Below are 9,672 nucleotides of genomic sequence, written 5' to 3' on the forward strand. Positions count from 1 at the left end.
GATGATTCACAAAAAAATTTTCACAAGAGAATAAAACGGTTGTAAGCACTGGTATAATAACTTTTTCCGAGGGAGTCTTCGTCTTGCACTCCAACCAACAGCTAGAACCTGCTTAATACATGGATTAAGCTTTAGCACTAAAAATAAAAAATCCGAACGAGTTAGATTTTTATCAAATCACTCGCTCGGATTTTTGTTTAGCTGAAACCCTTTTGTCCCAGCCTCTTTTTATCTGTGTTGATCGACTAGAATGGTATTACCGTCGGGATCTTCAATTGTGAAGCTGGCAGGTCCCTCGCTTGATTCATCTGCTTCTGACAGCATGGGAATTCCTTTTTCTTTCAGCTGTTTCTGTAACTCCCGCACATCCGTGAAGGAATCGAGCTCTTCGGCATTTTGGTTCCAGCCCGGATTATACGTCAGGATGTTGTGATCAAACATTCCTTGGAATAACCCGATGATGCAACTTTCATTTTTCATAATCAACCAATTGTGATTGATGTCTCCACCCATGACTTCAAATCCAAGTTTCTCATAAAAAGATTTTGAAACTGTAATGTCCTTTACACTTAAACTGACAGAAAATGCACCTAGTTTCATACTTCATCCTCTAAGACTTTTTCTTAAAGTATATATGGACAGGATTGGAAACACAATCAATCAGACGAAAATGTCTCCTTGCTCAAGGTGACTGAATTCAAACGCTTTCGATTTAATTCCACGCCAATTCCCGTACCATCCAATCGTTTGACCGCACCATTTTCCACGACGATCGGGGAAGTGATGATGTCCTCCTCCCAATACTTCGTGGAAGATAAAATATCACCGGGAATGGAGAACCCTTCCAGGGTGGCCAGAGCCAAATTATGGGCACGTGAAACCCCAAATTCGATCATGCCTCCGCACCATACCTTAATATGATGCTCCTGGCATAGCCGGTAAATTTCGAGGGCACTCGAATATCCGCCTACTCTGCCAAGCTTGATGTTGACCACTCCACAGCTTCCCAAATGAATTGCACTCCTCATATCGTGAGGGGTGATAATGCTCTCATCAAGGCAGATCGGGGTGGTGATCTCCTTTTGCAATAAAGAGTGTTCGACCAGATCGTCTATTCCCAGGGGCTGCTCGATCATCTCCAAATTATATTCGTCCAATGCCTGGAGATGCTCTTTGTCTCCGAGAGAATACGCAGAATTGGCATCGGCTAAGAGGGATACGGCTGGAAAATGGCTTCGCAATTCTTTGACAATCTCCACATCAGCCCCTGGTGAGATCTTCAGCTTTATTCGTTGATACCCTTCTTCCACCAGCACTTCTGCCTGCTTGACCATCATCTGAGCCGAGTCGGCACCCACCACGGCTCCCGCCAGGATTTCTTCTCGCACTCCGCCTATCAATTTCCACAACGGCATTTGTTGCTCCCTGGCATACAGATCCCATATTGCCATTTCAAGTGCAGCCTTTGCCATGGCATTTCCTCGAACGGCTTCGAACCGCTTCCCGATCTCTTCAGGATGATTAAATGGCTTGCTGTTTACAAGGGGAATCAACACATCCTTTAGGATATGGTAGGATGTGTTCACTGTTTCTTCTGTATACCATGGAGTGGAAAAAGCGACACCTTCTCCAAGTCCGCGCAGCCCACCATCATCTTCGACTTCAACAATGATCCCTTCCCGTTCAACAACCGTTTGGAGATGGGTTACAAAAGGTTTCTTTAAAGGCATTGAAATGACATAAAGGGTGATCGATCTAATCTTCATCTGCAACCATTCCTTTTTCCCACTGAACCCTGAGCACTCTTCTCAGCAGTTTGTTTGAAGCATTCCGTGGAAGCTCATCCATAAAGATGATTTTCTTCGGACATTTATAAGAGGCAAGATTCTTTTTACAGTGGGCTATGATTTCTTCTTCTGTAAGGGAATCCTCACTCACAATGAAGGCACAGGGGATCTGTCCCCATTCGTCACTTGTGATTCCTGTCACTCCTGCATCTTCCACACCCTTACAGCCTAACAGCACACTTTCAATTTCTGCCGGATACACATTTTCCCCACCGGAAATGATTAAGTCTGATCGCCGGTCCAGTACAAATAAGAACCCTTCTTCATCCAGATAACCAATGTCCCCCGTATGAAACCAGCCGGCTTCAAAGCTTCTAGCATTCGCTTCCTCTCTCCGGTAATATCCGCTGGTCACATTCGGTCCTTTCACAAGGATTTCCCCTTCTTGATTCGCATGGGCTGTCCCATCCCTGGCTAGGATCATTAATTCAGAAGGAAAGAGCGGCTTCCCGGCAGACCCGAGCTTTGTGAAACTGTATTCTGGTGATAACGTCACGATTTGAGAAGCCGTTTCCGTCATCCCATACGTTTGAAAGACGGGTACGCCTTTTCCCATGCACTCCTGCAGTAATGGAAACGGCGCGGGTCCGCCGCCAAGCAGCATACATCGGAAATTCGGGTGATACGTCCTGTCACCCAAGTCTTTCACCAGACGTGTGAGCATATTGCTGACAACAGACATGATTGTAACATGACCGGAGATCAATTCCCGATTGATTCCTTCCACATCAAAGCTTTCAAACAAGCGCACGTTCATCCCATATATGACGCTTCTCATCAGGATTGAATATCCGCTGATATGAAAAAGGGGCACAGAACAAAGCCATGTATCATTTTCATTTACACCGAGATTCAGCGAAGAACCAATGGCGCTCCACCAGTGATTTCCGTACGATTGGAGAACCCCTTTCGGAGCTCCCGTCGTGCCCGACGTGTACATGACCGAGCAGGCTAGGTCTAAATGAAAATGATCCTTCATTTCAAAAGATGTGGGAGATGTATTGTATATGCGTGAGAAGGAAATTCCATTGACATCATCCCCTAAAAAGGAGAGCTTCCCGTCAAAATCATCATCATACAGAACCGTCGATAACTCCATATCCTTGATTTGGAAAGACAATTCATGTTCACTTAATTTATTGTTTAATAAGACGGTCGTGAAACCAAGCTGTTGGATGGCGTGAACAAGCAGCACAGATTCCACTTTATTCTTAATCATGAGACCCAAAAAGGGATGCGATGATGAGTGAACGATCGTATTCAGCTTTTCCGCAATGGAAATGACTTTCGTCCATAATTCTTTAAAAGTGTATTCAACATCACCATTACTTAAAGCTTTCCGATCAGGGGTTAAAAAAGCTCTTTGTTTCAGCCAGTTGGGCAATTGCTCTGTTGTCATCCTGTCTTGTCCATTCCTTTCTGATTGGTTCTATTGAATGCTTTTTGTTACGATTGTTTTTTGATGTTTGGCTGTTTGTTGCAGTACTTTAACGCAACCCGTGCCACTACCCGTATACACAACCTCTTCATCTAAAAAAAGCCCGATGAATCCATATCAGATTCATCAGGCCGCCTCATATCAAGGGAAACGAGGGAATTGTCCGAAGTCCGGCTTACGCTTTTCTTTGAATGCGTCCCGGCCTTCTTTCGCTTCTTCCGTTGTGTAGTATAGAAGGGTGGCGTCACCTGCAAGTTGCTGCAGTCCTGCCAGTCCGTCTGTATCTGCGTTGAATGAAGCTTTTAGGAAACGAAGGGCAGTCGGACTTTTTTCAAGCATTTCTGAAGCCCACTGCACCGTTTCAGCTTCAAGCTGCTCGTATGGAACCACTGTATTGACAAGGCCCATTTCAAGCGCTTCCTGCGCGTTGTACTGACGGCACAGGTACCAGATTTCTTTCGCTTTCTTGTGACCGACGATGCGTGCAAGGTATCCTGCACCGTATCCTGCGTCAAAGCTTCCCACTTTAGGACCCGTTTGTCCGAAGATCGCATTGTCAGCAGCAATCGTAATATCACATACGACATGAAGGACATGTCCTCCACCGATCGCGTAACCGGCTACCATTGCGATGACAGGTTTCGGGATCACACGGATCAGACGCTGCAGGTCCAACACGTTCAAGCGAGGAATTTCATCTTCCCCGACATATCCGCCGTGTCCACGGACACGTTGGTCTCCCCCTGAACAGAATGCTTTTTCACCGGCACCTGTTAAAACGATGACACCGACTTTGGAATCGTCGCGTGCATAAGCAAATGCATCGATTAATTCCATAACCGTTTTAGGACGGAATGCGTTACGTACTTCTGGTCGATTGATCGTAATCTTAGCGATCCCATTGTATGTTTCGTACAAAATATCTTCGTAGTTTCTTTCTGAAACCCATTCAAAAGCCATTTAGTTGTTCCTCCTTTATGTAGTTAACAGTAGATCCTCTATTATTGTACCAAACTTTCGCGATTCTTCCACATGAATTGCATGACCTGTGTTGGAAAATGTCACAATATTGAACGCAGGATTGAGCTTTTTCATGTTTTCTGCAACCCCAACGAACTTTTGATCCAGCTCCCCGACAAGTAAGTGGACCGGAATAGAGATGTTTCCAAGCTCCCCCCATAAAGAATCCTGTGCGCCGGTCCCCATCCCCTTCAAGCTATTGGATAAGCCTGTGGCAGATTGGCTCAGACGCTGCTTTCTGATTTCGGCGCGTTCTTCGGCCGAAAGTCTTCTCTGAGACGCAAACAGGGGAATCTCTTGCCAGAAATCGACAAAGTTTTTGACTCCTTCTTTTTCTATTCTTTCAGCAAGATCTTGATCCATCTTCCTGCGTTCCGCTCTTGCTTCAGGAGTCTTCAGTCCAGGTGAGGAGCTTTCGAGTATCAATGTCTTCACCTTTTGAGGATATTTCAAACCAAAGTGGAGAGCCGTTCGTCCTCCCATGGAATAACCGATCAGAGTGGCATCTGCGATGTCAAGCTGATCAAGGATACAGCATATATCCCCGGATACCCTGTCCATCGTATATCTGCTGTCATCCTCAGGGGAATCCGTGCGTCCGTGGCCAATCAAATCAATGATGATGCACTGACAGGAAGCGGACAGTATATCGGTGACAGATGCCCATGTTGTCGCGTCACCCGTGAAGCCGTGGAGGAAAACCAGGGGCTGCCCCACCCCTTTAACTTCTACAAAATACCGAATATCATTCACTTGAAGAATCATGATATCCACCTTTCCTATTTCGCGTCATTTCCCGGGAAACAAAATTCCACAATTTACGATGATTTGCTACATTTTCTTCACGATCCGTCATCACTTCAATGATGTTAATCCCTTTGATTTGATCCGCTTCCATAAGGGCAGGAATGAATTCGTTCTCTGATGATACCTTGGAATAACCCGCTCCGTACAGCTTTGCTGCATGGGCAAAATCCAGGTCCATCGGGGTCCCGAAGAGGTCTTCAAAGTGTGTCTGATCAGATGCTTGCGGCAGGTAAGAAAAGATACCGCCTCCATTGTTATTCATGACGATGATGGTCATATCCAACTGATATTTCCTGGCGGTCAATAATCCGTTTAAATCATGGAAAAACGCAAGATCCCCAATCAGGAGATACATGGACTGTGATCCTGTACTCATGCCAAGGGCCGTAGATACCACTCCGTCAATTCCGTTTGCTCCTCGATTGGCAAATATTCGAATTGAACGGTCATCAGTAAATAAATAGGTATCCAAATCCCTGATGGGCATGCTGTTACTGGAAAACAGGGTAGCCCCGTCAGGCAGATGCCTGATCAGTTGATAAACCGCCGTTCCTTCATCCCAAGATTCATGCCCCTTCTTGAGCAAGTCCTTCGTCTCTGCATTGACACCCGCCCAATATTCGAGCCACTCCCTATCAGGCCGGACGTTTTTCCCTATGAATCCCTGACAGAAAAGGTTTTCCTCACATTGGATGTAATGAGTTCCCCGTGCAGTCGGGTCCTGCCATTCTTCTCCATTACTCACCACCCATGTGGGAATATCCGGCAGGCTTTTCAGGAAAAGCATCAGCGCTTTCGATACCGGCATGGCACCGAAGCGGATGACAATGTCAGGGTATAAAGATTCTTTAAGCCCCTCGACTCTGACGAATGTGTCGTAGCAATCGATAATATTTCCCTTGGAGTGGCTACCATTCCGTACAAAGGATAACGGGTCTGCCAGGAGCGGCAGGCCGTATTCCTCGGCAAATGCGATGATGGACTGAACAGCCTCTTCTCCTATTCCGGGTCCACACACAATGATGCCACGATTTGATTTCTTTAATTGTTCCAGAAGGTCATACTGAACATCTGAGGGTAATTGACGATCCCCTTGAATGACTCTCTTTCCCCACTGGGCATTTGTAAATTCCACCTGTTGCAAATTCGGTATAAGAGGTTCCCTGAATGGAAAGTTGAAATGAACCGGCCCTTGTGGATACCCTATAGAAATAGACACACCTCTGACGGCAGAGGATCGTGCATATTGCACCATGGAAGGGATGCTTTCCGGTAATGCCATATCTATGGACCATTTCACGTGTTTTCCATACAATTCGATCTGATTGATCGCTTGAGGAGCCCCTACTTCCCTTAGCTCGTGAGGACGATCTGCCGTCAAGACAATGAGTGGTACCTTTCCGTAGCGGGCCTCGATGACAGCAGGATAATAGTTTGCCCCTGCTGTGCCTGAACTGCACAGGATGGCGACAGGCTTCTTTTTCGCCTTGGCGATCCCCAATCCAAAGAAAGCAGCTGAACGTTCATCCACATTCGTATACGTTTTGACATCTGGATGATGGGCAAATAACAATGCCAAAGGAGTAGAACGAGAGCCGGGACTGATGACGACTTCGTCTACTCCATTTCCAACCAATTCTTCAATGAAGGCCGCTAAATAAGCTGTTAATTTCTGCTGATGTTCATCAATCATGTACGGTTCCCCCTAATGCACGGAGCATTGGCCGAAATTTCATTTGCGTTTCTTTAAACTCACTTTCAGGCTGTGAGTCGGCTACGATTCCGCAGCCTGCATATAAATAAGCTTTATCCCTTTGCAGGAGGCCCGAACGGAGGGCGACTGCATACTCACCATTGCCGTAAGCATCCATCCAGCCGATAGGACCTGCGTATAATCCACGATCCATCTGTTCCTCCTGCCTGATAACGTGCATGGCTTTTTCCCTCGGTACACCACCGAGTGCAGGAGTCGGGTGTAATTTTTCCACTAGATTTAGAAGCGATGTATGCTCCGATGCCTGTCCAATGACAGGAGTATATAAGTGCTGGATGTCCTTTAGCTTCATAAGCTGCGGTGAAGTTGGGATTGACAGCTCATCACAATAGGGTTTCAGTGCGTCCCGAATGCTGTCTACGACAAGCTGATGCTCATAGCGGTTCTTTTCATCATCCAGAAGCTCTTCCCCCAGTTTCTCATCCCTTTCGAGGGTATCCCCACGGGCAATCGACCCCGCTAAACAGGTAGAAAGGATTTCTTCTCCCGTTTTTTTCACGAGTCGTTCGGGAGTGGCTCCGATGAAGCAGCTGTCTTTCCTTTCAAAGCTGAATACAAAGCTATCGGGCTGCTGTTTCCACAGATTATCCAGTACAAAATCAGAGGACACGTGCTTTTCAAAGGAAATTTCACATTTTCTTGCAAGCACGACCTTATCCATTTCACCCTGCTGTAACCGCGTTACGACACTCTGAACAGAATCCTTCCATTCTTCAGGCTTCACATCACGGTTTAAAAGCCAATTGGCACTCTCAGGAATAACGGTTTTCCGGGCGTTTGCAAGAAGGTTTTCCTTGATGCGGATTCGTTCATGGAGCAAGCTTTCATCCTCTCCCGGAAGACAAATGACATTCATCGTCAGATAATTCGTTTTCCCCGGCTTGGTCAGCATGAACTTCGGGAGCTGAAACGAACCTTCAGAGAAATGACTCCACTCTTCTCCCCTCGCGTTCACCGGATCGAAACTGAATCCACCGAATAACAGTGGACCTGTTCCCGGCCATTTGTCCCCTGTCACGACAACGGATTCTTGGATTAAGCGCTTCCACTCGTCCTCAACCGTAAAAAAACGATCTTCCATCTCATCCGTGGAAACGATATGAGCCGCTCCAAGTCCTACAAGCGTGATGGTATGATCACGGTCCTTCCATAAGAAGCGCTCTCCAATAAAAGAACTGCCTCCATAGTAAAAAGAAAGAGGATCGACTGCCTCGACTTCCTCCACTATACTGAGAAGAACGGGGCGATCTATTTGTTTAGCCTTCGCTTTGGCTGAATCATATGCTTTTTCAATATTGGTTTTATGGATGGTAACCAATTGAATTCCCCCAAACAAAATCACGTACAATAGTCAAACTTATTATAAGATACACCTGTCTTTATGGTGTGTCAACGAAGTTCAAGCCATGTTAACGATATTAATCCTTATTATATATAATAAACCCTTTTTCTTCTTTTGAGAAACCAAAAGCGTTGTAAAAGTCCTCATTTACTGGAAAATAGCACCTTCACTGATTTGTAAAAAATGATTGACAGTCCTCCTCCCTTTACCTACACTTTAATCTGTAAAGGAATTGTAATGTTATCTGAAAATTCCTTATTGTGTAAGGGAGAGAGATTGATGGAACAACAAGCATCCAACATGTTGGAATCAGATAAAGGGTGGAAAATCTGGTGGCAGTTGACCAGGCCCCACACTCTTACTGCAGCTTTCGTACCTGTTTTATTAGGCACGGTACTTGCACTGCAATTTACAAACGTTAATGTAACGCTATTTATAGCCATGCTGGTTGCCTGCCTGTTGATCCAGGCTGCTACCAATATGTTCAATGAATATTACGATTACAAGAGAGGCCTGGATACAGAGCATTCAGTGGGAATCGGCGGTGCGATCGTCCGTAACGGGGTCAAACCTTCAACGGTCATCAACCTTGCCTTTTCACTGTACGGCATCTCCCTTCTGCTGGGGATTTATATTTGTCTCAGCAGTACATGGTGGCTGGCACTGATAGGCTTAGTGTGCATGGCAGCAGGGTACTTTTATACTGGCGGACCAATGCCAATTGCATACACTCCGTTTGGAGAAATCGTAGCAGGGTTTTTCATGGGATTCGTAATCATCCTGATTTCATTCTATATCCAGACCGGCTACATCAACGATGACAGCATCCTCATCTCAATACCGGTATCCATTTTGGTGGGGTCCATATTATTGGCTAACAACATCCGGGATCTGGATGGAGACAAAGAGAACGGCCGCAAAACCATTGCTATCCTATTAGGTAAAAAGGGCGCCATCTTCCTCTTAGGGAGTATGTTCGTCGTATCCTACGCCTGGATCATCGGACTGGTCGCAGCGGGTATCTCTTCACCATGGCTGTTCGTAGCCTTCCTGAGCGTCCCTAAAGCGGTCAAGGCAACCATTGGATTCATCGGCAAATCACAACCGATTGAAATGATGCCTGCCATGAAAGCCACGGCCCAGACCAATACCATTTTTGGATTCCTGCTAACCATTGGATTATTACTTGCTTATATGCTATAGAAAGACCAAAAGTCGACCCTTTCATTTACGGGTCGACTCTTTTTTGTTTTGAGATGATATAACTCACAATAAATCGGATGATATTTAAAATTATGTACATAAAAAAGGTAGTTAAAACTTTAGGTATTAATTAAAAATTAAAAGCTACTGTTGATTGGAGCGGAAGGTGCTCGACTCCCTCGGAAAAAGTTATTATACCAGTGCTTACAACCGTTTTATTCTCTTGTGAAAATTTTTTTGT

Annotated in this window: 8 protein-coding genes; 1 reads left to right on the plus strand and 7 read right to left on the minus strand. The window is 45.6% G+C overall.

Annotated elements, in window-relative coordinates:
- Nucleotides 1-228 precede the first annotated feature (228 nt).
- The 7 genes from JI667_RS21160 to JI667_RS21190 all read right to left on the minus strand — a co-directional run bounded on the left by JI667_RS21160 (nucleotide 229) and on the right by JI667_RS21190 (nucleotide 8,204).
- On the minus strand, nucleotides 229-600 hold the full coding sequence (locus JI667_RS21160) for a VOC family protein (protein ID WP_206858436.1): 372 nt from the start codon (nucleotides 598-600) through the stop codon (nucleotides 229-231).
- A gap of 56 nt (nucleotides 601-656) precedes the next feature.
- Nucleotides 657-1,766 (minus strand): o-succinylbenzoate synthase, encoded by a 1,110-nt coding sequence (menC, locus tag JI667_RS21165; RefSeq protein ID WP_206858439.1) that lies wholly within the window; start codon nucleotides 1,764-1,766, stop codon nucleotides 657-659.
- The gene (locus JI667_RS21170; RefSeq protein WP_206858441.1) at nucleotides 1,756-3,246 is read right to left on the minus strand and encodes an o-succinylbenzoate--CoA ligase; all 1,491 of its coding nucleotides are present in this window, start codon (nucleotides 3,244-3,246) and stop codon (nucleotides 1,756-1,758) included. Before JI667_RS21170 ends, menC begins: the two co-directional genes overlap by 11 nt.
- 180 nt (nucleotides 3,247-3,426) lie before the next feature.
- Nucleotides 3,427-4,245 carry a 1,4-dihydroxy-2-naphthoyl-CoA synthase gene (menB, locus tag JI667_RS21175; RefSeq protein ID WP_044340358.1) on the minus strand — a complete coding sequence of 273 codons (819 nt, stop codon included), beginning with the start codon at nucleotides 4,243-4,245 and terminating at the stop codon, nucleotides 3,427-3,429.
- A 15-nt stretch (nucleotides 4,246-4,260) separates the two neighbouring features.
- Nucleotides 4,261-5,070, minus strand: a complete 810-nt coding sequence (gene menH / locus JI667_RS21180) for a 2-succinyl-6-hydroxy-2,4-cyclohexadiene-1-carboxylate synthase (RefSeq protein ID WP_206858443.1) — start codon at nucleotides 5,068-5,070, stop codon at nucleotides 4,261-4,263.
- The gene (menD, locus tag JI667_RS21185) at nucleotides 5,051-6,805 is read right to left on the minus strand and encodes a 2-succinyl-5-enolpyruvyl-6-hydroxy-3-cyclohexene-1-carboxylic-acid synthase (protein ID WP_206858444.1); all 1,755 of its coding nucleotides are present in this window, start codon (nucleotides 6,803-6,805) and stop codon (nucleotides 5,051-5,053) included. Before menD ends, menH begins: the two co-directional genes overlap by 20 nt.
- Nucleotides 6,798-8,204, minus strand: coding sequence for an isochorismate synthase (locus tag JI667_RS21190; protein ID WP_206858445.1), 1,407 nt, complete (start codon nucleotides 8,202-8,204; stop codon nucleotides 6,798-6,800). The genes menD and JI667_RS21190 overlap by 8 nt, the downstream gene beginning before the upstream one ends.
- 303 nt (nucleotides 8,205-8,507) lie before the next feature.
- On the opposite strand from JI667_RS21190, the gene JI667_RS21195 reads away from it, so the two are divergent.
- Nucleotides 8,508-9,431 (plus strand): 1,4-dihydroxy-2-naphthoate polyprenyltransferase, encoded by a 924-nt coding sequence (locus JI667_RS21195; RefSeq protein WP_206858446.1) that lies wholly within the window; start codon nucleotides 8,508-8,510, stop codon nucleotides 9,429-9,431.
- Nucleotides 9,432-9,672: the final 241 nt, after the last annotated feature.

Origin of the sequence: Bacillus sp. NTK074B, assembly GCF_017303375.1 — a bacterium.
Classification (GTDB): Bacteria; Bacillota; Bacilli; order Bacillales; family Bacillaceae_B; genus Rossellomorea.

Coding starts and splice junctions, on each gene's coding strand:
- JI667_RS21160 (WP_206858436.1), bottom strand. CDS start 600: ATGAAACTAGGTGCATTTTCTGTCAGTTTAAGTGTAAAGGACATTACA.
- menC (WP_206858439.1), bottom strand. CDS start 1,766: ATGAAGATTAGATCGATCACCCTTTATGTCATTTCAATGCCTTTAAAG.
- JI667_RS21170 (WP_206858441.1), bottom strand. CDS start 3,246: ATGACAACAGAGCAATTGCCCAACTGGCTGAAACAAAGAGCTTTTTTA.
- menB (WP_044340358.1), bottom strand. CDS start 4,245: ATGGCTTTTGAATGGGTTTCAGAAAGAAACTACGAAGATATTTTGTAC.
- menH (WP_206858443.1), bottom strand. CDS start 5,070: ATGATTCTTCAAGTGAATGATATTCGGTATTTTGTAGAAGTTAAAGGG.
- menD (WP_206858444.1), bottom strand. CDS start 6,805: ATGATTGATGAACATCAGCAGAAATTAACAGCTTATTTAGCGGCCTTC.
- JI667_RS21195 (WP_206858446.1), top strand. CDS start 8,508: ATGGAACAACAAGCATCCAACATGTTGGAATCAGATAAAGGGTGGAAA.